22 protein-coding genes and 1 tRNA gene are annotated in these 21,914 nt (G+C 42.1%); 11 read left to right on the top strand and 12 right to left on the bottom strand.

Annotated features, from left to right (window positions below; translation table 11 throughout):
* Positions 1-245 precede the first annotated feature (245 nt).
* Positions 246-443, top strand: a complete 198-nt coding sequence (locus HWQ58_RS12275; RefSeq protein WP_292862328.1) for a hypothetical protein — start codon at positions 246-248, stop codon at positions 441-443.
* A gap of 367 nt (positions 444-810) precedes the next feature.
* On the opposite strand, the gene HWQ58_RS12270 is transcribed toward HWQ58_RS12275, so the two are convergent.
* Positions 811-1,311 carry a thioesterase family protein gene (locus HWQ58_RS12270; RefSeq protein ID WP_292862325.1) on the bottom strand — a complete coding sequence of 167 codons (501 nt, stop codon included), beginning with the start codon at positions 1,309-1,311 and terminating at the stop codon, positions 811-813.
* A 117-nt stretch (positions 1,312-1,428) separates the two neighbouring features.
* On the opposite strand from HWQ58_RS12270, the gene HWQ58_RS12265 reads away from it, so the two are divergent.
* On the top strand, positions 1,429-3,498 hold the full coding sequence (locus HWQ58_RS12265) for a CHAT domain-containing protein (RefSeq protein WP_292862322.1): 2,070 nt from the start codon (positions 1,429-1,431) through the stop codon (positions 3,496-3,498).
* 245 nt (positions 3,499-3,743) lie between these two features.
* On the opposite strand, the gene HWQ58_RS12260 is transcribed toward HWQ58_RS12265, so the two are convergent.
* From HWQ58_RS12260 to HWQ58_RS12245, 4 genes are all read right to left on the bottom strand, one after another.
* Positions 3,744-4,088 (bottom strand): DUF1815 family protein, encoded by a 345-nt coding sequence (locus HWQ58_RS12260; RefSeq protein WP_292862319.1) that lies wholly within the window; start codon positions 4,086-4,088, stop codon positions 3,744-3,746.
* A gap of 1,027 nt (positions 4,089-5,115) precedes the next feature.
* On the bottom strand, positions 5,116-5,331 hold the full coding sequence (locus tag HWQ58_RS12255; RefSeq protein ID WP_292862316.1) for a DUF2839 domain-containing protein: 216 nt from the start codon (positions 5,329-5,331) through the stop codon (positions 5,116-5,118).
* 79 nt (positions 5,332-5,410) lie between these two features.
* Complete coding sequence (locus tag HWQ58_RS12250; protein WP_292862313.1) at positions 5,411-5,581, bottom strand: hypothetical protein; 171 nt, start codon at positions 5,579-5,581, stop codon at positions 5,411-5,413.
* A 32-nt stretch (positions 5,582-5,613) separates the two neighbouring features.
* On the bottom strand, positions 5,614-7,191 hold the full coding sequence (locus tag HWQ58_RS12245; protein WP_292862310.1) for an ATP-dependent DNA helicase: 1,578 nt from the start codon (positions 7,189-7,191) through the stop codon (positions 5,614-5,616).
* 236 nt (positions 7,192-7,427) lie between these two features.
* On the opposite strand from HWQ58_RS12245, the gene HWQ58_RS12240 reads away from it, so the two are divergent.
* Complete coding sequence (locus HWQ58_RS12240) at positions 7,428-8,390, top strand: M48 family metallopeptidase (RefSeq protein WP_292862307.1); 963 nt, start codon at positions 7,428-7,430, stop codon at positions 8,388-8,390.
* A 128-nt stretch (positions 8,391-8,518) separates the two neighbouring features.
* On the opposite strand, the gene HWQ58_RS12235 is transcribed toward HWQ58_RS12240, so the two are convergent.
* Both HWQ58_RS12235 and HWQ58_RS12230 read right to left on the bottom strand, forming a co-directional pair.
* A complete protein-coding gene (locus tag HWQ58_RS12235) occupies positions 8,519-9,379 on the bottom strand; it encodes a type II CAAX endopeptidase family protein (protein WP_292862304.1) in 861 nt (286 codons plus the stop codon).
* 164 nt (positions 9,380-9,543) lie between these two features.
* Positions 9,544-9,981, bottom strand: a complete 438-nt coding sequence (locus tag HWQ58_RS12230) for an AbrB family transcriptional regulator (RefSeq protein WP_094350106.1) — start codon at positions 9,979-9,981, stop codon at positions 9,544-9,546.
* Positions 9,982-10,129: 148 nt separating this feature from the next.
* Here HWQ58_RS12230 and HWQ58_RS12225 point away from each other — a divergent pair, with 148 nt between their 5' ends.
* Both HWQ58_RS12225 and HWQ58_RS12220 read left to right on the top strand, forming a co-directional pair.
* Positions 10,130-10,291: a hypothetical protein gene (locus HWQ58_RS12225; protein WP_292862301.1), complete on the top strand. Its 162-nt coding sequence runs from the start codon at positions 10,130-10,132 to the stop codon at positions 10,289-10,291.
* Positions 10,292-11,453: 1,162 nt separating this feature from the next.
* Complete coding sequence (locus HWQ58_RS12220) at positions 11,454-12,461, top strand: succinate dehydrogenase/fumarate reductase iron-sulfur subunit (protein WP_292862623.1); 1,008 nt, start codon at positions 11,454-11,456, stop codon at positions 12,459-12,461.
* 205 nt (positions 12,462-12,666) lie between these two features.
* On the opposite strand, the gene HWQ58_RS12215 is transcribed toward HWQ58_RS12220, so the two are convergent.
* The 4 genes from HWQ58_RS12215 to HWQ58_RS12200 all read right to left on the bottom strand — a co-directional run bounded on the left by HWQ58_RS12215 (position 12,667) and on the right by HWQ58_RS12200 (position 15,261).
* Entirely contained in the window at positions 12,667-13,191 is a 525-nt protein-coding gene (locus HWQ58_RS12215; RefSeq protein WP_292862297.1) for a Tol biopolymer transporter periplasmic protein, read from the bottom strand.
* A gap of 176 nt (positions 13,192-13,367) precedes the next feature.
* Positions 13,368-13,928: a hypothetical protein gene (locus tag HWQ58_RS12210; RefSeq protein WP_292862294.1), complete on the bottom strand. Its 561-nt coding sequence runs from the start codon at positions 13,926-13,928 to the stop codon at positions 13,368-13,370.
* A gap of 47 nt (positions 13,929-13,975) precedes the next feature.
* Complete coding sequence (locus tag HWQ58_RS12205; RefSeq protein ID WP_292862291.1) at positions 13,976-14,893, bottom strand: Ycf66 family protein; 918 nt, start codon at positions 14,891-14,893, stop codon at positions 13,976-13,978.
* Between the two features lie 248 nt (positions 14,894-15,141).
* A complete protein-coding gene (locus HWQ58_RS12200) occupies positions 15,142-15,261 on the bottom strand; it encodes a photosystem II reaction center X protein (RefSeq protein ID WP_012412183.1) in 120 nt (39 codons plus the stop codon).
* 305 nt (positions 15,262-15,566) lie between these two features.
* Between HWQ58_RS12200 and HWQ58_RS12195 the strand changes: the two genes are divergently transcribed.
* On the top strand, positions 15,567-15,854 hold the full coding sequence (locus tag HWQ58_RS12195) for a YggT family protein (RefSeq protein ID WP_292862288.1): 288 nt from the start codon (positions 15,567-15,569) through the stop codon (positions 15,852-15,854).
* Between the two features lie 92 nt (positions 15,855-15,946).
* Here HWQ58_RS12195 and accC read toward each other — a convergent pair whose 3' ends face one another.
* On the bottom strand, positions 15,947-17,290 hold the full coding sequence (accC, locus tag HWQ58_RS12190; protein ID WP_292862285.1) for an acetyl-CoA carboxylase biotin carboxylase subunit: 1,344 nt from the start codon (positions 17,288-17,290) through the stop codon (positions 15,947-15,949).
* A 183-nt stretch (positions 17,291-17,473) separates the two neighbouring features.
* On the opposite strand from accC, the gene HWQ58_RS12185 reads away from it, so the two are divergent.
* From HWQ58_RS12185 to HWQ58_RS12165, 5 genes are all read left to right on the top strand, one after another.
* Complete coding sequence (locus HWQ58_RS12185) at positions 17,474-17,704, top strand: hypothetical protein (RefSeq protein ID WP_292862282.1); 231 nt, start codon at positions 17,474-17,476, stop codon at positions 17,702-17,704.
* Between the two features lie 86 nt (positions 17,705-17,790).
* Positions 17,791-17,871, top strand: a tRNA-Leu gene (locus tag HWQ58_RS12180).
* 202 nt (positions 17,872-18,073) lie between these two features.
* On the top strand, positions 18,074-18,697 hold the full coding sequence (locus HWQ58_RS12175) for a chorismate lyase (protein ID WP_292862279.1): 624 nt from the start codon (positions 18,074-18,076) through the stop codon (positions 18,695-18,697).
* Positions 18,698-19,048: 351 nt separating this feature from the next.
* The gene (locus HWQ58_RS12170) at positions 19,049-19,612 is read left to right on the top strand and encodes a Uma2 family endonuclease (RefSeq protein WP_292862276.1); all 564 of its coding nucleotides are present in this window, start codon (positions 19,049-19,051) and stop codon (positions 19,610-19,612) included.
* Positions 19,613-20,035: 423 nt separating this feature from the next.
* Positions 20,036-21,805, top strand: a complete 1,770-nt coding sequence (locus HWQ58_RS12165) for a DUF3352 domain-containing protein (RefSeq protein WP_292862273.1) — start codon at positions 20,036-20,038, stop codon at positions 21,803-21,805.
* The last annotated feature ends 109 nt before the right edge of the window (positions 21,806-21,914 follow it).

Genomic DNA, 21,914 nt, shown 5'->3' with positions numbered 1-21,914 from the left:
TTATCTACAAAAAAATAGAAAGCTTTACAAAAACTTTGCAAATAAAACTAGCATATCACATGAATAATTCTCTCGTTTTTAGGTAAAATATCTCCAGGCTAATTATTACAAAAAGCCCCATTTGAGTAAATATTCAAATCTGGGTTTAGCATCTTTTATACCAGTAATTTTTACCAAAAGAAAAGTTTACCCTTTCTGAGTCAACCCACTTTCAGACAAGGGTAATTATTAAGGAACTAATATATATGATTATTACGTTAATTGTAGCTTGGATAGTCTTCATAATATTATGGAAATTGCTGAAAGCAACTGTGAGCACTGCATTAACTCTTGCGGCAATCCTTATTTTATTAAATATTAGTTTTGGCATTACTCCCCAAGACATTTGGCATTACCTAATGCAGTTTGCTCAAAATCTGTCACAGATCCAAACTGGCAAGTAAGAATCTATATTTCAATTTTGCTAATCAAAGGTGAAGCTTGAAGAATAATTCAGAAACCTACAGCAGATTGCAAGTTAATGAAGTACAAAAATACCCCACCTTAACCCTCCCTGATCGATTGGGTGGGGAACAAGATTTCTTATTTTCCCCCTTTATAAGGAGGGATTAAGGGGAGTAAGAATGTACTTCATTTAGATGCAAAATCCTATAAATTCAGGAGTCAAAAAAAGAAAGTGAGGATTCAGCGAAAAGTCGGACTCCTGACTCTTGGCTCCTGTATTTTTTTGTGATAAATATGAAATGACAAAATTTTTAATTTTGATGCAACTGGCGTCAAAGTTTATGTGGTGTTTACAACCTTTGATGTTCAATTATTATTTAATGCTGAAATCTTGGCTAATGCATCCTTAACACTCGGCGGCAACTGACGCATAATCTTCCCTCTTTCGCGATCTAAAGCGACTAAAGTCACCTTGGCAGTGACGTACAATTGTTGTCCATCAGTTGAGACAATGGCATAGTCCCAATTGATTCGCACACCTGTTACCTCAGCCATACGCGTTTTTACCAGCACTGCCATACCCAATTGAATTGAACGGTGATAGCGCACCGACAGTTCTACTACTGGTAAATCGCAACCTATAGCGACTAAATCAGCAAATTCAACCCCTATAGATCGCAAGCATTCAATCCGCGCTTCTTCCATCCAAGCTATATAGGAACCGTGCCAGACAAGACCGGCATAGTCAGTGTGGTGGGGTTGCACTCTCACAGGGTATTCAAACCAATTCGCAAATTCATGATTGGATGAATTGTCAAGGGCGCTGGTTGGTGGTAGTTTTGGTTGGCTGGGTTTTTCTTCTGACATCTTCAATTTTCTCAGTACCTATAAGTTTTTAAAATTATTGAATAGTATAAAAATTAATTGTGTTGCCGGAATTCTTGATTTAATATTTACACTTCCGAGTATAGGGAGTGTTTTGTTATGCAGCCTAATCTCCAGTATGTTGGTGTTGTTACTTTAACTCTACTTAGTTTACTAACTTTTGGGATGGCTTACCAAGAAAGTAGCCAGGTCAACACAAATGCAAGGTTGAGATACGACTCTGCAGAAAAAGCTCAAGCTTTACCCAAGAATAATCAGCTTTCAGAAATTGCAAGGCTTAACAAAGAAGCGATTAAAGAATCTCGGCAAGGTCAATCGAAGGAAGGGTTACAGAAATTACAGCAAGCATTAGCCATCAGCAGAAACCTTGGAGAACGCTCTTGGGAAGCGGTAACATTCAACAATATTGGCAGAATCTACCAAAGTCAAAAAAAGTATTCTGAAGCACTTCAATCCTATCAGCAAGCCTTATTGATTAACAAAGAACTTGGGGATCTGGTTCGACTTGGCAAAACCTACAGTAACATAGGTTACTTATTCGATATCCAAAACCAGCCAGAGTTAGCAATTTTTTTCTACAAGCATTGCTTGATTAATCGTGAGAAAGCTCGCTTGAATCCATCAGCACTGAGTGCAGCACAACCAGATGCTTACAGCATAACTGTTAGCCAGACATATCGTATTTTGGGCGAACGATTGCTAAAACAGGAACGTGTTGCTGAGGCACAAAGGACAATGGATTTACTCAAAGTTGAAGAACTAGAGGAATATCTCCAGACTGTGCCAGGTAATCAACGTACTGTCAAAGGTATTAATATAGCGGCAATAGAAAAACCAATTAAACAAAAACTGGATCAAAGTGTGGATAATGCTGTTGTGCTGGGTAAAGAACTGACAACATTACGTAAAATTTCCCCCCAACAGCGCTCGCTCGAACAGAAACAACGCATTGAACAACTAGTCTTAAATCAACAGCAACTTCTAGATGGATTTAACGAATTTATCAATAGTCCTTCAGTGAAAGCACAGGTAGAGCAAATTAGTCGTACAGCGAGGCGGCAAAATTTGGATTTGGAAAGTCTCAACGAACTTCGGGATAACTTGGCGCGATTGCCGCAAAAATCGGCATTACTCTACCCACTGATTTTAAAAGATAGTTTGGAATTGGTCTTGGTAACTCCTGAATCTTCACCAATTCATCGCACCGTTGCTGTAAAACGCGAAAACCTCTATCAAACAATTGATGCTTTCCGCCAAGCTTTAATCAATCCCAGTCGAAATATCAAAGCACCTGCACGCCAATTGTATGACTGGCTAATTAAACCGATAGAGAAAGACCTGAAGCTATCAGGTACGCAAACTCTGATTTATGCTCCAGACGATCGGTTACGCTACATTCCTTTAACTGCTTTATATGATGGCAAACAATGGCTAGTGCAGCGCTTCAATGTGAATCATATTACATCTGCCAGTTTGACTAACTTAAACACCTCAAAACAATCGACTTTGCGGGTTTTAGCAGGTGCTTTTACGAAAGGTAATTATCAAATCAGAGTTGGTAATCGACAGGTTGCTTTCGCTGGTTTACCCTTTGCAACGCGGGAGGTGGAAAGTCTAGCAGCTGCGGTTCCTGAAACTACGAAGCTTTTAGACGATGCCTTTACCCCTAAAGTCACTGTACCCCAAATGGATGATTATACAATTGTCCATTTAGCGACTCATGCAGCCTTTGTGGTCGGTAAACCAGAAGATTCATTTATTTTATTCGGGAATGGCGATCGCATTAATTTTAGAAATGTCGCCACTTGGTCACTCCCGAATGTAGATTTGGTAGTGTTGAGCGCCTGTGAAACCGGCTTGGGAGGCAAGTTAGGTAACGGTGAAGAAATTTTGGGCTTTGGCTATCAGATGCAACAAACCGGCGCTAGAGCCGCGATTGCCTCTTTGTGGTCTGTAGATGATGGTGGTACACAAGCACTCATGAGTGCTTTTTATGGTATCCTCTCTACTGAAAAGTTGACTAAAACTGAAGCTTTACGCCAAGCTCAAGTCTCATTAATTACTGGAAACTGGAAGGAAATAAGTCATAATGCACTCGTAGCAGCAGTTAATGACTTTAGTCATCCGTACTATTGGGCACCCTTTATTTTAATTGGCAATGGACTTTAGGTGTATCGCATCTGACATCAACTACCCAACCTCTGACTTTGGTGTGTTTTAACACCTTCTATCTAGAGGCTGAAAATCCGACTCGTAAGATTTTGGCAGATACCAAAAAATATGCGATGGGCCAGCCATAGCCAATCACTTAATGGTAATGGAAAAATAGGTAAGAGCGATCGCTAACTAAGCCACTATTACCGATTAACAGTTACCAATAATCAATTTCTAATTTGCCATCGACCTCTGAAACCTTAATACTTCTTGGCAAGAGTTTTAGAGCTTGTATCACTTTGCATAGATTGCTTGACAAGATCGGCCAGTTCGTCTAATTGGCTAATTGCCTCCGCACCCTCTAGCTTCATTAATTCGCGGTCATCCCGCATTTCCGTCCAAGTAATGCCGTAATCGGACACTAAAAATCGAATCAGGTGGTTATCACCCAAGCTAACCATAAACGATGCACTATTCATTTGGTCGCCACAGGTATAGCAGGATGCAGGATACCCACGCCGCTCTAATACAATCGCCAAGGCTTGCAGGTTCATTACTAAGTCTTGGACGAATTGTCGATGTTGATGTGCTAGTCTCAGAAACACTTTTGTCCTCCAGACACCACAGTAAGTTGAGTTTCTTTTATATTTTCTTTAGATTTTCTCACCCATTGGTATTGTAAACTATTCATTACAATTACCAAACAGATGATATTGAGTCGTTAATTGACTACTTTGTTTAGGGTAGTGGATCGGGATTTTGAGGGTCGTATCAAACTATTCAGTTTGCAAATTCAAAATCTCGGACAGAATTGCTAAATTTAACTATATCTTTATACACTTCTGTCAGGGTAGATTCTTAGAGTAAGCGATCCGCTTTAAGAGTAACTTAAATCTAGCACTAGTCAACTACAAAAAAGCTAGATATTTGGGTTTTATTGGCTATGAGCAGCCAAATACACTGTTATTAAATGCCATAATGTAGTTTTGCATCGTTATAGTGTCTCTTTTAGATGTTTAATCTGTTTTCTTTCTAACGTAGATTTTGGTATAGACAAATGATTAGTTATACCAAATTCATTCCTCCTATATATATAAAGTGAAGCAGATGACAGTGCAAATTATAGATTAAGTAGTAGCAAGTGATAAATGTAATAATCAATACAAAGATAGCCTAGTTAGTAGACAAGTGTGAGTGTAGAATCCACATGGGGAAACTTAACACTGACAATACCTAAACTCAGCAGAGCAATGTTGCCATTTAGGCAATATTTCCAGGTATTTTCAGATTATTTTCAGAAAGTTGTACGAACTAAAGCACGGCAATTTAGAAGGATTCTTATCTTAGTTTAGTTTTACCAAACTTAATGCATATATAATATATTTCGATTATCTATCCAAAGCGAGTAATTATTTTTTATTAATAACTCAGTTAACTAATTCGTAATTCGTCATAATGCTTTCTACAAGAGGCTGCGCCTAGCTTGCTTTCCCATAGGGTATGCAAACTCGCTACCGTTGCGCCAACGTAATTCGGAATTATTGGCGAAACACTTGCGCGTCATTGTCTTTTTTAGTGGTCTTGAATTAGTTGGAGTCTGGATATCCAACTAATTCAATTATGAATTAAGAATTAATAGACTACTTGCCACCAACCGAAAGCTGGGCCGATAAAACGGATTGTTGCCCATCCCACAACCATAAGACCAATGCCTATCCAAGCACCACGAGTAGTCCAAGTGACAAATTGTTCGCCTTGAGTTTTAGTGATCGGAACCCAAGATAAGATCCGAGTCTCTTGACCGTATGTTTTCCCTAGTGTGGTTTTACGACGTTTTGCTTCACCCATAATCAGCAACTCAAATTATACTTAGGTTCTAAATTTATTTTGCCACTAATCATGCCTACTCCAGAGGCGATGAATCGCATCACCTTCCATAAGCTGATAATAGTGCTTGCTTGTTTGCGATCGCGCTTTGTTGACAAAATGTAAATTGGGGGGCAAAACAGTTCCGAGTTTCGAGTTCCTCGGCAAGCGAGTAAAGAAGTGAGATTCCCCACTCAGCACGGGCTAAACGCCCCGCTTTTGCTAACAGCACTCAGCACTCCTGAAGGACATTGGGAAATAACCTTAAGCTGAATTTTCTTCACCAGTGTTAGAAAACAGGCTGGGATCGAGATAGTTAATGCGTGCCAGAGGACTTAAAGCTGCGAGAATTTGAGCGCCGTAGCTGCGGTTAACTACACGACTATCAAGTAAAGCCACAATCCCTTGACTTTCTCGTACTGGAGCGATCGCCCGTTGTAATTCATTTAAAGCTGCTGGCAACAAGTATAAACGGAACCAATCTTGATGCGATCGCTTATAAAGAGCTACTCTACCAGCTACCAGGGGATTTTCCAAAGATGGTAGGGGCAAAGTAGCAATGATTAACAGATGGGGTGCGGGCAAGACTCGTTGATGTTCTCGCCAAAATTCCCAACCGCTAATCAAAATACCATTTTCATCTAAACAAGTTTTTTCTACTTGCACCCGCGAACCAAACTCTGAGGCCAGAATTGTCGCCACTTGAGACTTGAGTGGTACATCTCCCACCAAGACAACCGTCAACCCTGGTGCTGTCGCACTTAGACAAACTAGTGTGCGGACTTTGTGAATAAATGCTGCTTGAAATTCTGGTGTGTTGGGTAGGGGCAACTTATAGGGTACATACAGTTGAATTGCTTCCGCTTGGTTCTCCGAGGAGAATTTCAGGCAAGTTAAATCGTCCAAACCCAGGCGCTGGCGAAAAAGGGGAGCCTCAGTTTCCGGTTCGATAGCGCTGCCAATTAAAACTACTGGTTGTCGCTGCCAAATAGGCGAGAGTATTTCCCCTAATTCCATTGGGGCGTAGTGCAAAGAAAATAAACCTTGTCGATGGGCAATAGTCGCCCAGAAGAGAGGTGGGGGAGATGGGGGAGATGAGGGAGATGAGGGGGAAAGATTTTCGTTAAGGGTTTGAAATTGTTGCCAGAATTTTTTCCAGGGTTCCGGCAGTGTTTGTACTGTCTCTAAAGCAGCATAAAGATGGCCTAAAATTTCTATTTCTGGCTGGGAAATTAGATAGCACTGATATGGATTAGCAGGATGCTGAAAAAGTTCGTGTGTTAGTTGTATGCGTGCTTCACGAATTGCCTCAGCTTGGTTGGGACAAGCTAGCATCAGTTGATCCCAATCATCGGGTTGAATATCTTGAGTAAGTTGATGACGCACCCAATCTTCGAGATCGTCTACCCCATCAATAATTGTGGGAATGCCTTGGGGAAAGCGTGAGCCACCAGCCAATTGTCCTCTTAACCAAGCTTCTGGGGAGGTCAACAGTAGCCCTTGGAACTCAGCATCAGGCCAAGCGTCACCTGTTCTAATTGATTTATTGGCTGGTAGCCACTGCTGTAGACGGGGAATTTCCACCCGCAGCAGAAGTTGCTGAACTGCTTCTTGAGCAACAATAATTACAGGGCCATGCCACATCAGGGCTGATGCTACGAAACTAGTACGATACCGCCCTTGATAGCCACAAACTGCCCCGACTTGAATTAGGGCGCTACGTCCCAGGCGCAAGGCGCGTGCTACCAACCGTGCCATCGTCAAATGATGGGGCCAGGAAGGGAACCCCGCTTGCGATCGCAAAAAGTTATGTAGTGACAAATGAACTTCTGCCTCAATCACACGCTTTCAATTCCATACAAAGTGATTTTTACTTCCAATTGCCCCATTTCTATTATCTTGTCATTTGTCATTTGTCCTTTGTCCTTTGCCATTGATCCAAAACTAATGACCAATACAACTCTTGGAGAGGCTGCACTTCGACTACGCTCAGTGACCACGCCAACGACTACGCTCAGTACAAGTGACTAATGACTAATGACCAATGACCAATCACCAATCACCCAATACCCTAAATTATGCCAACTTACACAGGAATTTCCAGCGAAGCCTTTAGGCATCCACTAGATCGTCAAGCCGAGCAAGCTTTACGAAATTTACCAGGATTTGATTTAATCGCTCGTAAATTTGTGGAATTTATCTACGAACGCCCTCAATTAGTCTATCTAATGGGTAACACCATCCAAGTCGGGCCGCGTCAATATTCCACTATTTACCAGATGTTTCGGGAATGCGTCCGAGATTTGGACATTTACCCAGAACCAACACTGTTTGTCTCGCAAAATCCCCAAGCAAATAGCTATGCGCTGGGGCAAGAGAATCCTTACATAGTCATAAATACAGGGATACTAGACTTACTAGACGAAACCGAGATTCGGGCGGTGCTAGCCCATGAATTGGGGCATATTAAATGTGGTCATACTATTTTAATTCAAATGGCGATGTGGGCGATGAGTGCTGCTTCTGCCTTGGGAGAATTGACCTTTGGCATCGGTAATATTGTCACACAAGGCTTGATTTACGCCTTTTTTGAGTGGCGGCGCAAAGCCGAGTTATCGTCAGATCGCGCTGCACTACTAGTGATGGATGATTTGAATCCTGTGATGTCAACGATGATGAAACTTTCTGGCGGTAGTAACAAATATGCCAATGAGTGTAGTTTACAAGAGTTTATCAAGCAGTCAGAAAATTATCAGGCATTGGATGAGGATGGACTGAATCAGATATATAAATTCTTGATCTACAATGGCGCTCAGGGTATGATGTTGAGTCATCCTTTCCCTGTTGAACGCTTACATTACTTACGGTCGTGGGCAATATCCGAAGAATATCAGCAAATTCGCCGAGGAAATTATCAGCGATCGCCTGCTTCTGGATCGGTAAATGTTGCAGCAGAATCTTCCGCAAATGAAACAGAAATTTTACGCCGTCAAATTGAAGAATTACAACGAGAAATCGACAGAATGAAAAGGTCTGAGTAGTTTTGAGTACTAAATAAAGATTAGTACAGTGGAATGGTGTCTACTAAATCGTTGGATTTAGATCCCCGACTTCTCGAAGAAGTTGGGGATCTGCGTTAACATACATCTTCTATGGGAAATAAAAATACTTAAGAGTTGAACCAAATAATTATTCCAGTTCCCAATACACAAATAATTCCCGCCAAGCCAGCTAGGGGTTTTTTGTTCTTACCTGTGAACCAGTCAGAGACTTTACCTGTGTAAGTAATTAGTTCTGCTGTATCTATGGTAGCGATCGCCCATACCCATCCCGCGTGCAATCCCCAAGCTAAACCCAAATTACCACTTGCGGCAAAGCGTGCTAACACCAGCACCATTCCCATCAGCCATAATCCAGGAAGTTGGGGTGCAGTTTCGCGTTGCTCCCAAACCAAGTGTAACAAGGCAAAAATCAAGCTAGAAATTGCTGCTGCTACCCAAGCTGGGTAATCCTGCGCTAATTCTGTGAACAGGAAACCGCGAAAAACTAACTCTTCTATCCCACTGACTAACAACGCTATCAAGAAAATCGGTAGCAAAATGGGTAATACTAACTTGAAATTCGACTTTTCAAAAGAACACCAACCCAATCCGAATTGCCCACTAAATACAATGGCTAGACTCAGCACTCCCAAACTAAAACCTAGTGCTAAAGAACTAAGAGTTGAAAGATTGGCAACAAAGCCGTAATCTGAAAAAGATTTATTAGTCAACCAAATAACTCCCCAGAGAATCGGGGGAGCTAATAGGTAAAGTGAAACCAATAACGGCATTTTTTGCTCTGGCTGTAAAGGTTTAGGAGGTTGCCAATTAAGCAATATTGCTGATACTGTTGCTACTGGCAACCAGCAAACTATCCAGCAAACAAAAAATGCCGTCACTATAACTAGTGGCGGTGCATTTTCTCTAAACGCCAGTAAGACGTTGACCGAAAACTCAAAGAAAGTTATCAAAATAAACAAAAAAAACACGATAGACTTCTTGCATTATAGATTTCTTGCTGATTAATCAAGACTCTACTAAATTTGGTGACTTCTGCAAGGGGTCTAATCGTATTTTTTACCTGGCTACCAATTTGCTGTCGGGGTAAGGACAAGTTATCATCACCTGAAACTTATCTTTACCATCAGCAAATTTACTCTTCGTCTTCCAAATCTTCGTCTGATTCGTCAGAATCTATATCTTGTGAGGTTAGTTTTTTATCGCTTTCACCTAGTTGAATCAGGTGAATATGTTTGTATCCCAGCCTAATTTCAAACTCATCTCCAGCTTTCAAGCCCATTGCTTTGGTGTATGTAGCACCAATTACAATCTGACCATTTTGATGGACACTAACCCGATATGTCGGTTCACGACCACGACCATCTTTAGGTGCTTCTGGACTTAGAGGAATTCCCCTTGCAGATAGCAAAGCGTCATAAAAATCGGTGAGATTAACACGAACTTGGTTATTCTTAGTAACAGTGTAATAGCCGCACTGTTTAGCTCTTTCTCGGCGTGGTAATGTGGAAAGTTCTTTTACTTTAGCAAGTAGTGCTTTTCCAGTTAATGGCGCAGTTGCAGTTTCAGTCATTATGCTCAAATTTTCCTTACTCTCTCCAAACTGATAAACAATGTAGTCTCATGCCAGCATTTTATTTTTTAGCATTTGCATAGAGCTACTGAAGACCCTAGTGTAACGGGTGAATTCCTGTCGATAGGAGCCAAAAGCACTTCTATATATGGTTGTCCACAACCAACTAGAGGCCATAGTTGCCATAGACATTAATTTTGGCGATGTTACGGCACTTTTAACCATTATTCGCCATCAGAAAGAAAACTATTTTCTCCTTTGGCGCTACTGTAGCGGTGTAACTTTCAGCCACCTTTACAAATGGGGTTAGGTTCTACTGCAAATAAGTCGTAGACCCAAAGAATTGCAGGTTTTTCACTTTCAGTGCTTGCCTTTATTGCCAATGAGCAAGTAGAGTTTTCTCCACTCGTACTCTCAAGCTTAGGACAGCATAGTATTTCAATAGAGTCCTATGGGCATACACCCTTTTGTCCTACCAGTAGAGACGCGAATTTTCTTGTCTCTACATTACGAATCAACAAAGCAGTATTAACCGCGCTGATACGGCTATTGATTCTGGTTTTGCTACTTCGTAATTTTATATTAAATACTAGCATGGACTAATAATAGCAAAATAGTTGTTTAATTTTGAATTAAAATTGCTAGTAAATTTTTATTTAAATTCCTGGACTTAAAGAAGAAAAAAGCAGTGACGATTTTCTTAACCCTTTATTGCAAGCGTGAGCATTGCTATCTGGATTTTATAAAAATTTATATAATTGAGACGAGCAGTTTTGACCAATGAGTTCAATCCCATATTTTCTTGATTGAGAGCAAGCCAAAAAGCGAAAAGTCTCGCACATCCGGGTTTTGCGGTGCTCTAACTTTTCTTTGAAAGTGGTGAGGATTTTTCCTCGGTTTATTATCTTCAGGTCAAAAGCGGCGAGAGGATTTTGCACGTCTGTCTATGGGAAGAATAAATCTCTTAACATGTGCCTAGTACTTGATTGCCACTACTATATATTAAACATGGGCTTTCACACTTCTATATAATCAAAAAATTCCACCTTCGCTACCACTTGACGGAATTTTACTGTCAGGACTGCTTGACTCAAGTTGACATCAAGACGTGTTGTTAACCTCACATGCATTTCATTTGTATACGATCGCTAGGTCAAAGATCGACTTAAGTTACTTTTTAAGCAAACTCTCTTTCCTTTACATTCCCAAACAGGTAAATTCAATGCAAAGCTGCGATGACATTTTTGGCGTTTTAACTCAGAATTTGACAAAAATCTTGCCTACAACGTTACTACAAGTAAAATTTTAATGGTTATCCTTAAACTAGAAGTCAGTCGCCCTTTAATCGTCAGCCTGTTAACACTAGAGTTTGAATTAGGGGCGAAAAAGTATAACTCACTTTTCGCAACTACCTGCTTTAACTCATGATTATTGAGGCTGGTGAAGTAATTTTAAAATTTTGGTTAGTGGTTATGGAAGTTATTTTTAAGGTCATTCGACAGCAACAAAATTCCTCCCCTGTTGTGCAAACCTACCTTGTAGAGGCCGAACCAGGTAATACAATCTTGGATTGCCTCAATCATATTAAGTGGGAGCAAGATGGAACTTTAGCGTTTCGCAAAAATTGCCGCAATACTATTTGTGGTAGTTGTGCTATGCGAATTAATGGGCGTTCGGCTTTAGCTTGTAAAGAAAATGTTGGGAGCGAACTTGCCAGATTACAACAAATACCATCATCCCAAAGTAAAGTAAATGCTATTGGTGAAATCACGATCGCACCTCTTGGCAATATGCCCGTGATTAAAGATTTGGTTGTAGATATGAGCAGTTTCTGGAATAATTTAGAGGCAGTTGCCCCTTATGTGAGTACGGCAGCACGACAAGTACCAGAAAGAGAGTTTTTGCAAACACCACAAGAGCGATCGCGCCTCGATCAAACTGGTAACTGTATTATGTGCGGTGCTTGTTACTCTGAATGCAACGCTCGTGAAGTTAATCCAGACTTTGTAGGCCCCCATGCCCTTGCCAAAGCTTACCGAATGGTAGCAGACTCCCGCGATAGCGATACCGAAAATCGTTTAGCAAGCTACAACGAAGGTACTAAAGGCGTATGGGGTTGCACCCGTTGTTTGTACTGCGATTCTGTTTGTCCAATGGAAGTTGCACCATTAGAACAAATCACCAAAGTTAAACAAGAAATTCTCACCCAGAAACAAGCCAGTGATAGTCGTTCAATTCGTCACCGGAAAGTATTGATAGATTTAGTTAAAGAAGGTGGTTGGATTGATGAACGCCAATTTGGTTTACAAGTAGTTGCTAACTACTTTCAGGATTTAAAAGGATTACTCAGTCTTGCACCCCTCGGTTTGCGGATGATCCTTCGGGGTAAGTTTCCCCTATCATTTGAACCTTCCGAGGGGACAGAACAAGTGCGATCGCTTATTGAATCTGTGCAACAAGTAGAAGGGAATAGGGAATAAGGCATTGGCCAAACAGGACATGGAGAAGAGACAAAGGAGACAAGCAAGAGGGGGGAGTTAACAATTCAAAATTCAAAATTCACGCATTCAAAAATAAAGGAGAAACTTGTTCAATAATTCCCCCTTATCCTCCTCATCTCCCCCTACTCCCCTGCTCCCTGCTCCCTGCTCCCTTGCTTTGTCCCCAATCCCCAATCCCCATTCTTCAACGCGGTTCTTGAGGTATATTCAACGGTTGTCCATAACGGTCATATACTAAAACATCCCACTGACCATTGTTACTAGACTCAAAAGCAATCCTGCTACCATCAGCGCTAATTGTAGGGTTGCGGACTTCCGCTTGCAGGTTGTTGGTCAAATTCCGTGATTGGCGTGTTTCTCGGTCGTAGAGAAAAATAGCCGATCGCCCCTGACGGCTAGCAGCAAACACAATATAACGACCATCTTGTGAAACGCTAGGATGATTTGCGATCGCATCAAAGGAATTTAAACCTGGCAAATCAACCAAATCACGAGTTACTGTATCAAACATATAAACATCTTGGCTACCGCGTCGGTCAGTAATAAAAACAATGTATCTCCCAGAAATTTGGGGGTTTAATTCCGACGCGAAACTATTGAGACTCCGACCCCCCGGATCAAAGGGATAACTCAAAATGCGAGGGTAGCCAAAACACCCAGTCAATAAATTTAAACAGAAAAATACAGGTATAAAAAAAACACGTTTCATATATATTTCATTGGGCATTGGCCAAACAGGGCATTGGGCATTGGGCACAAGAGGCTCCAGAGGCATGGGACATTGGGAAGACAAGGAAGAAACTTCGTTCAATAATTCCCCCTTGTTCCCCTTGTCCCTCTCATCTCCCCCTGCTCCCTCATCCCCCTCATCCCCCTCATCTCCCCTTACGGAGGTGAACCCACAGTTGCACCGTTGGGAATATCTAACTCAATATTTGGCCCTCGGTCTAGGACTTCAATATCCCACTGACCACGAGTGGCGGTTTCAAAGACAACATAACGTCCATCTGGACTAATATTTGGTTTTCTGACCCAGCCGCGATAAATTGGTGTGACGATTTGTGACTGTTGCGTAGCGCGATCGTAAAGCGCCACCACTGGTCTACCTTGATCGCTAGTAAGATAAGAAATATAACGCCCGGTGTAGCTCAAACTAGGACTTTCGGCAATTGTCTCTTGTCGGTTTATCCCAGGTGTGCCAATAAACACTTGCCTCTCCAAATCGTACACTAGTAGCTGCTGATTACCATTGCGATTAGATACAAACGCTAAAAAGCGCCCATTTCCACTCAAAGCAGGTTGCTCTTCAGTGTAGCGACTGTTAAGAGAAGTAGGTCCTATGGGAATATCGTTAGAACCACAAGATACAAGCAAACTTGTTAAACCAAAAACCAGGCTCCAATGAATTGGTCTTTGGAGCCAAAATGCAGGCGTAAATTTTTCCACCTCAACTGTTTTCCGTCGCCTTTAAACCTAATTGCACGCCAACTGTTTTAAACATCGTCATCAAAATCGCTCAAATTATCTGACCCCTCATTTGGTTTTTCAATTGGGTTGTATGGCACATAATCAGTTGGGATCGCATCATCATCTTCGCGCGGTCTTCGAGGAGTTGAGTCAGTGGGCGGACGACGCCTTCTCGGTCTGAGAGAAACATCATCTTCACGACTTTCGGGACGCTGTGACCCGTTATTACTACCGCGAGAAGGTTTTCTAACTTCCCCACCCGAATTTTCCCAATCATCAACTTGCCTAGATGAAGAACCCCAGTTCTCTTCTTCAAAGCTTTCAGAAGGGCGATTTACAGGACGCCCAGAAGTCCGCCGACGCATTCTATCAGATGGAGCCTGTCTTTCACTACTGCTGTTACGGCGTTCTGAACGACGGGGGGGTTGCTCCTCGTAGTAGTCATCACGAGTGGAAATCTCATCTCTGCTACCCTGAATCCGGCGACGCGGGGGTCGTTCTTCCTCGTCTTCATAAGGCAGTGGATCTAAGTCTGCCTCCATCTCAGCCCCATACCTCTTGCGGTTGCGGTTCATTGAATAATTTCCGCTTACCTCTCGCTCATCGTCCACAATCGGAGTGTTGCGCTTTGCTTGCTGGGTAGCTATACTCCGCAGACGAATACTTTCAACTGCAAAAAACACAGTTGTGCCAACTAAAAGCAGTTGACCAAATTGTAAAATCGGGTCTAGCCGCCATCCTTGAAAGACAAGAATGAAGCCGCAAAGCAAGCCGACTGCTGCAAAAAAGATATCTTGATCCCGTGACAATTCTGGGCGCACAGTGCGGAGAAAATACAGTGCTGCCCCAGCCACAGCCAGGAAAATTCCTAGAATACTGGCTGAGTTTGCCCCAAAATTTACCTGAGCCAGAAAACTGGCTGAGTTCAGCCCAAAATTTATCATTGCTGTTTTCCCAATATCAAATCTATGTTAGCGAGTCACAATTAAAATCACTACTCTAATTAGTCACAATATATTGAAGCTTCAAAGCCTCTGGCAAAGAAGCTCTGAAGCTATTCACCGAAAAGTAAAAACGTCTATGTCTATCATCTACAACTGCCACCAGCCACAGTTTATGCTGCTTTTGGTGAAATAAATGTAGATTGCTGACAGACTATCGATTATGAGAGTTAAATTAACTCTCATAAGCATTATGAACGCTGTATTTTATCTTTTTGGCTAATGAAAATTAGACCAACTGTAACGGGTATCACAACAATTGCTGTACCCCATAGCAGACTCCAAAGAAAATTTGCTAAAGAAGGCGTCATACTTCTCAACCTTTTTTTACACACTTCATCCTAATTTTAATAGTGTATTACTTTCTTGAGAAGCCTCTAACCATGAACTGCTAAACTTGGTAACTGCTTTCACCATTTGTTGAGTTAACCGCGTCAGCAAGTTCGCTTTTCTATTTCAGAAGGAAATGACAGCATTTGGTTAAAATGATGATCAGAGTGCTTTACAAAGCTTAAAATTTCCTGGCGATGTCTACGACGGACTACGCCTACGCAAGGCGAAGCTTGCCGACGCCTAAGTTTTTTCTTTCTTTACAGATAGATAGTACCTGAAACCGATGACTGGTGTTAACCTGACTGCTTGGATTCTTGGCCCTGTGTTAGGGGTAATGACATTCTTATTTATATTTCGTATCATTCTCACTTGGTATCCGCAAGTGGATTTGAATCGGTTGCCCTTTAATTTAATAGCTTGGCCCACTGAGCCATTTTTAATCCCTTTGCGAAAGCTGGTGCAACCTATAGGTGGGGTAGACATTACACCTATTATTTGGGTTGGTATCTTCAGCCTGCTACGAGAAATTCTGCTAGGTCAACAAGGATTGCTGACTATGCTATCTCGGTGAATTAAAAATGGGGCATTGGGCATTGGGTATAAGAGGCTCTAGGGGCAGAGGGGATAAAACTTACTGCAACTGCTCCCCGACTCCCCACTCCCCTAACCGTTCATTTCCTGCACAAAATTTGTATAGACATTACCCTGTAAAAACTGTGGAGTTTCCATAATTTTTTGATGAAACCCAATAGTGGTTGGTAGTCCAGTAATGGCGCATTCCCGCAGTGCGCGTTTCATCCGGTTAATAGCAGTGGGTCGATCTGGCGCCCAAACGATTAACTTGCCGATCAAGGAATCGTAGTAGGGTGGGATTTGATAATCTGTGTAAACGTGGGAATCAATCCGCACACCAGGCCCTCCGGGGGGCAAATAGCTACTGATCCGTCCAGGAGAAGGGCGAAAGTCACGATCGGGATCTTCGGCGTTGATTCGACATTCGATCGCATGACCTCGTAATACTACTTGCTCTTGAGTAAGCTTGAGTCTTTCACCTTGAGCAATGCGGATTTGTTCGGCAACTAAGTCTATCCCAGTAATCATTTCTGTTACAGGATGTTCTACTTGAATCCGGGTGTTCATTTCCATAAAGTAGAATTTACCGGATCTATCCAAGAGAAACTCAATAGTACCAGCCCCACTGTAGTTAATGAATTGAGCAGCTTTGACAGCAGCTTGTCCCATTTTTTCACGTAGGTCTTGGTCGAGAGCCGGACTAGGAGCTTCTTCTAACAGCTTTTGATTCCGGCGCTGAATTGAGCAATCCCGTTCACCCAAGTGGATGACATTACCGTAGTTATCCGCCAAAATTTGAAATTCGATGTGGCGGGGACGTTCAATAAATTTTTCTATGTAAACGCCAGAATTCCCAAAAGCTGCTCCTGCTTCGCCTTGAGCTGCGAGGAAAAGTTTGACAAATTCGTCTTCCGAACGAACTAGGCGCATACCCCTTCCACCGCCACCTGCTGTAGCTTTGATCATCACTGGATAACCGATATCTTTGGCGAATCCTAATCCTTCTTGCTCGGATTCTACCAATCCCTCAGTACCTGGTACTGTCGGTACTCCAGCTTTTTGCATGGTTTCTTTGGCAGTGGATTTATCGCCCATCCGTCTCATAGCTTCTGGAGTTGGGCCGATAAAAGCAATATGATGGTCGGCACAGATTTCCGCAAACCGGGCATTTTCTGCCAAAAAACCATAGCCTGGATGAATGGCAGTAGCATTGCGCGTCAGTGCAGCAGCAATAATATTGGGAATATTCAAATAACTTTTACCGCTAGCAGGTTCGCCAATGCAAACTGCTTCATCAGCAAGTTGGACGTGGAGAGCATTACGGTCAACGGTGGAGTGAACCGCAACTGTGGCAATTCCCATTTCTTCACAGGCGCGGAGAATGCGAAGGGCGATTTCTCCCCGATTGGCAATTAATATTTTGTCAAACTTCATTTTTTAGTTTCGATATCATTACCAGTAGATTGACATTTTCTGTGATCCAACTTGAAACAACGCTTCCGCATTATTTCAAATTATCACAGGAGATTCGCCACCCTGATTCTAAGCAAACTTGCATATTGCAGGCTTGCTGTCTCTATGGGTCTTACTACACTAACAACATTGCTGCTGTAAGTCTTGGCTAGACTACCAAGCTGGGCTTTTGCAACGCCGATAGCAAGTCAGACGCTCCTGCATCGCTCTAAGCGAAGCTATGCCGTAGGCTTTACGCTGGGCTATCAAGCGTGCGTCATAGCCCATCGTAGAAATCGCCTACAGCAGACGGATACGCCATTGCACTTTGCCGAACACAGTAGCTCTACCCTTTTCAATATCACTTATACAGCTGCTAAATTTCTGTCAGTCTGATACCGCCTTGAGAAAATTTATATTTTTGAGCAACTGAATTTAGATATCACCTTTGTTATGCTATAGTCTATATTTAGACAAACTATGCGGATGTGGCGGAATTGGTATACGCGCACGCTTGAGGTGCGTGTGGCTTTGCCTTGCGAGTTCGAGTCTCGCCATCCGCATTTTTGCTTGTTTAAGCATAGGGTCAATAGTCATAGGTCAAAAAACCTTAGACTATTGACCCTTAAATATTTAAGTTTGCAGTGATGACTTTAGTCTTTTTCTGAAGCACTTCACTGCTTATTACATACTAAGCAAAGTTGCCTTGTCAAAGTACTAGTTTTTTATGCTTTTATAGAAATAGGTGAAGTTTTGTAAAAAGCATTGACTATTTCTTTTACGCCGACACACAACCTAACACTGCCACCAGCTTGGCATCGCCTCACTCCGATTTGGCAAGGAGGGGAGGAAATAATTCAACAAAGTTTACCTCACACTCAGCTAGCACCTGCATGGCAGCTAATGCTTTTGGGTGACGGCTCCCCAACACGTCACTTAGAATTGCTTACAGGAGAGGCTGTAGAAGTAGATGTTATTGATATGTCATTGATTGGCATGGACTTGGATGGAGCTCCTGAGTTAATCCAAGCTGTCCCAGAACCGCGATTACGGCGACAAGTATGGCTGCGTACCGCTTCTGGTCAAAGATTAGCTTATGCTACTTCGTGGTGGGAAGCCAGTCATGTCGATGAGTATTTACAAAACCGTTCATTACCAATTTGGGCAAGTTTAGCTCGTCTTCGCACAGAATTGTATCGGGATGTTCGAGGAATTTACTACGGTGACTCATTGGCACTAGAGTCCGGTTTTGGTGAAACTGGGCCTTTTTGGGGTCGCCACTATTTGTTTTGGCATCATGGGCAGCCACTGACATTAATTTATGAGGTTTTTTCACCTTATTTAACTAAATATTTGGGGGCTATGCAATTAAATTCCAAAAATCAGTAAGAAGCCATGATGTAGGCTGATCGCTATCGAGTAAAACTAAGTAGCTGAAATCATGCAATGAAATTATCAAAGGAACGTTGAATTATTGTTGCAGCGATCGGTACTGATATAGCTAAGTGCTGAGTGCTGAGTGCTGTTAGCGGAAGCGGGGCGTTTAGCCCGTGCTGAGTGCTGAGTAAAAACCCAGTTGTTTCAAAACTTTGAGCAATCAACACTGTCCTAACCTGTGTGACTACGGCTATAGTTTAGAAGATTCATTATTTGAAGGGCTACAAATTACACCTCAAGAAATCTTCCAACAAGCAATAATTTCCTACTGATGTTAGTAAGAAAGACACGAGGAAAGGTTTAATGAATACTGTTGTGCTTAATCTAGAACCGATTGCTCATTTAACCGATGAGCAATTTTATCAATTGTGTATTGCCAATCGTGATCTAAGCCTGGAAATGAATGCATCTGGAGAATTAATAATTGTGCCACCAGTAGGAGGAGAAAGCGGAAATCAGGAAGCTGGACTGATTGCTGATTTAGAAATTTGGAATCGTCAAGCTAAATTAGGAAAAGTTTTTAGTTCTTCAACTATCTTTATACTTCCCAACGGTGCAAAACGTTCTCCTGATGCTGCTTGGGTAAAATTGGAGCGGTGGGAAGCTTTAACACCAGAACAACGAAAAAAATTTCCGCCACTTGTACCCGACTTTGTGATGGAACTGCGTTCGGACACAGTGAGCCTTGCACCAATTCAAGAGAAAATGCAGGAATACATTAAAAATGGTCTGCGCTTGGGTTGGCTGATTAATCCTCAAGATCGTCAAGTTGAAATTTACCGACTTTTAAAAGCTGTAGAAGTTGTACAAATGCCAGCGATTGTTTCTGGAGAAGATATACTACCTGGATTTGAGTTGCAAGTATAGGTAGGCGATCGCATAAAAATAGAGTTCTTAGAGCGGGGTAATACTTTAAGAAGAATTGAGAGAAATCGCTAAAACCATTACAATACCTAGAGTTTTCTGATTGTATATAATTTCTGGAACTCCGAAAAAAATGTTATATTCTCTGAATTGCTTGGAATAACAGATTTACTTGTGGAAACTTTCCGACAGAGGAATTAATCTTAGGGAAACGTCCTACGAAATTCAACAAAGCGTGTTAAAAATGGTAACTGAGCCAAAAACATAGCTTTTAAAAGACTACGGAAAGTTGATTATCGAAGTACCATCAGCATCTAGGGTAGAAAAATTTAATATAATTAACTGCCCTAAAGAATGGGTAATACTGTTGGTGTACTTGACTAATCAAGCAAGTAATAAGTTTGCAAGTATAAGGTACAGGTTTCAATGCCACCGCCTCTTGTGTCTGTTCAGATGAAGAAAAATAAGAAACCGTCTCTGGTGCTGACGCTCTCGGCTGCTGGGTTATTGATTGGTGCGGGGAGTGTAGCTTACTGGTTGTTAGCCCAGAGACAAATATCTTCTAGCGATTTGCTAGTAGGTGCAAATATTATTCCTGGTGATGCCCTGTTTGCAGTTTCCTTAACAACAGATCCCCAGCAGTGGCAGAAATTGCGGCAGTTTGGGACAAAAGAAACCCAAACAGAACTGGACAAAAATTTAGTCCAGTTACGCGATCGCTTTCTGACGAATAATGGTTACGACTTCCAGAAAGATATCGCTCCTTGGGTAGGCGATGACGTGACGATCGCAATTCTTGCTCCAGCAACAGGGAATAAACCTGCACCCAAACCAGTTACCACCAATGAAAATGCTGCCAGCGATCAGCAATCAATGGTAATGGTATTGCCAGTGAAAAACCCAGAAATCGCCAAAAATATTTTGGCACAACCTAAAATTCTTAAACAAGGCAAATGGAGCGATCGCACTTATCAAGGGATCGCCATTAAACAAAGTCAGGGACAAGCAGGGCAAAACTTCTCGGCTGCATTACTAGATGGGCGTTTTTTAGTGATAACTGATAGTCCCAAAGCCACAGAACGAGCGATCGACGCCTACAAAAATAAAACATCCCTAGCCACAACAGGCGGCTTTACTGAGAATTTCCCGAAAATTGCCAACTACCAACCCTTTGCCCAGTTTTATGTGAATGTGCCAACAGCTGCGAAAATAGCCGCAGCTTCTCCAAACCGACCTTTACCTGCTCAAGTTTTGGCTCAACTGCAAAACAACCAAGGTTTAGCAGGGACAATAACCTTAGAGTCAGAAGGAATCCGCTTCAAGGGCGTTTCTTGGTTAAATCCTAATAGTCAACGTGTGCTGGTGGTGGAAAACAAAGCTGGGAAAATGCAAAGCCGCATACCTGCGGAAACCTTAATGATGCTTACTGGTGGTAACTTACAGAGGTTGTGGAGAGACTATGTTTTAACATCTCAGGGAAATCCTTTATCACCGATCGCACCAGAACAGATTAGAGGTGGTATAAAATCTCTTACTGATCTCGATTTAGAGAAGGATTTACTTAGTTGGATGAAAGGGGAATTTTTATTATCAGTGATTCCTGCTACTCCAAAAGAAGGTTCGCCAAATGATTTTCGTGCGGGTTTGCTGTTCATGGTACAGACAAGCGATGCCTATAGTGGGCAAAGCCTACGCAAATCAGCTGAAGCATCCATCAGTCAACTGGATGAAGTAATGAAAAATCAATACCAGTTTCAAGTGCAACCGGGGAAAGTCGCAGGTCAACCCGTTGTTAACTGGGTATCACCTTATGGTACGTTAACTGCAACCCACGGTTGGTTAGATGGAGATGTCGCTTTTCTGATAGTGGGCGCTCCGATCGCGGATAAAATTGTTCCCAAACCCAACTACACACTAGCTGGCACTCTTCCCTTCCAACAAACAGTTCCTACAGAACCCAATCCGACGAATGGTCAATTTTTCCTGGATGTGGAACGAACTGTGAAAAATTTCCCTTTACCAACTCTAATTCCCAATCAACAAACTTTGTTAGATGCAACGCGCACAATTGGGATGACATCTGCTGTCAGCGACAATCGCAGTAACCGTTACGATATTTTTATCGAACTTAAAAAAGTTACTAACACGACTACATTGCCCAGTCCAGAAGGGAGTAAAAGTAACTCTGTTAGATAGGGGAGTGGAGAGCAGGAAAGCAGCACTTCGGCTACGCTCAGTGACCGAGGAGAAGTTGCAGTAAGTTTTCCCCTTTGCACCTCTGCCTCTTGTACCCAATCCCCAATGC

The sequence above is a fragment of the Nostoc sp. LPT genome (genome assembly GCF_017115165.1).
Taxonomy (GTDB): domain Bacteria; phylum Cyanobacteriota; class Cyanobacteriia; order Cyanobacteriales; family Nostocaceae; genus Nostoc.
This window is presented reverse-complemented; position numbering and strand designations above follow the sequence as displayed.

Coding starts and splice junctions, on each gene's coding strand:
- HWQ58_RS12275 (WP_292862328.1), top strand. CDS start 246: ATGATTATTACGTTAATTGTAGCTTGGATAGTCTTCATAATATTATGG.
- HWQ58_RS12215 (WP_292862297.1), bottom strand. CDS start 13,191: ATGAAACGTGTTTTTTTTATACCTGTATTTTTCTGTTTAAATTTATTG.
- HWQ58_RS12220 (WP_292862623.1), top strand. CDS start 11,454: ATGGAAGTTATTTTTAAGGTCATTCGACAGCAACAAAATTCCTCCCCT.
- accC (WP_292862285.1), bottom strand. CDS start 17,290: ATGAAGTTTGACAAAATATTAATTGCCAATCGGGGAGAAATCGCCCTT.
- HWQ58_RS12195 (WP_292862288.1), top strand. CDS start 15,567: ATGACTGGTGTTAACCTGACTGCTTGGATTCTTGGCCCTGTGTTAGGG.
- HWQ58_RS12255 (WP_292862316.1), bottom strand. CDS start 5,331: ATGGGTGAAGCAAAACGTCGTAAAACCACACTAGGGAAAACATACGGT.
- HWQ58_RS12225 (WP_292862301.1), top strand. CDS start 10,130: ATGGTTGTCCACAACCAACTAGAGGCCATAGTTGCCATAGACATTAAT.
- HWQ58_RS12165 (WP_292862273.1), top strand. CDS start 20,036: ATGCCACCGCCTCTTGTGTCTGTTCAGATGAAGAAAAATAAGAAACCG.
- HWQ58_RS12170 (WP_292862276.1), top strand. CDS start 19,049: ATGAATACTGTTGTGCTTAATCTAGAACCGATTGCTCATTTAACCGAT.
- HWQ58_RS12200 (WP_012412183.1), bottom strand. CDS start 15,261: ATGACGCCTTCTTTAGCAAATTTTCTTTGGAGTCTGCTATGGGGTACA.
- HWQ58_RS12240 (WP_292862307.1), top strand. CDS start 7,428: ATGCCAACTTACACAGGAATTTCCAGCGAAGCCTTTAGGCATCCACTA.
- HWQ58_RS12265 (WP_292862322.1), top strand. CDS start 1,429: ATGCAGCCTAATCTCCAGTATGTTGGTGTTGTTACTTTAACTCTACTT.
- HWQ58_RS12230 (WP_094350106.1), bottom strand. CDS start 9,981: ATGACTGAAACTGCAACTGCGCCATTAACTGGAAAAGCACTACTTGCT.
- HWQ58_RS12205 (WP_292862291.1), bottom strand. CDS start 14,893: ATGATAAATTTTGGGCTGAACTCAGCCAGTTTTCTGGCTCAGGTAAAT.
- HWQ58_RS12270 (WP_292862325.1), bottom strand. CDS start 1,311: ATGTCAGAAGAAAAACCCAGCCAACCAAAACTACCACCAACCAGCGCC.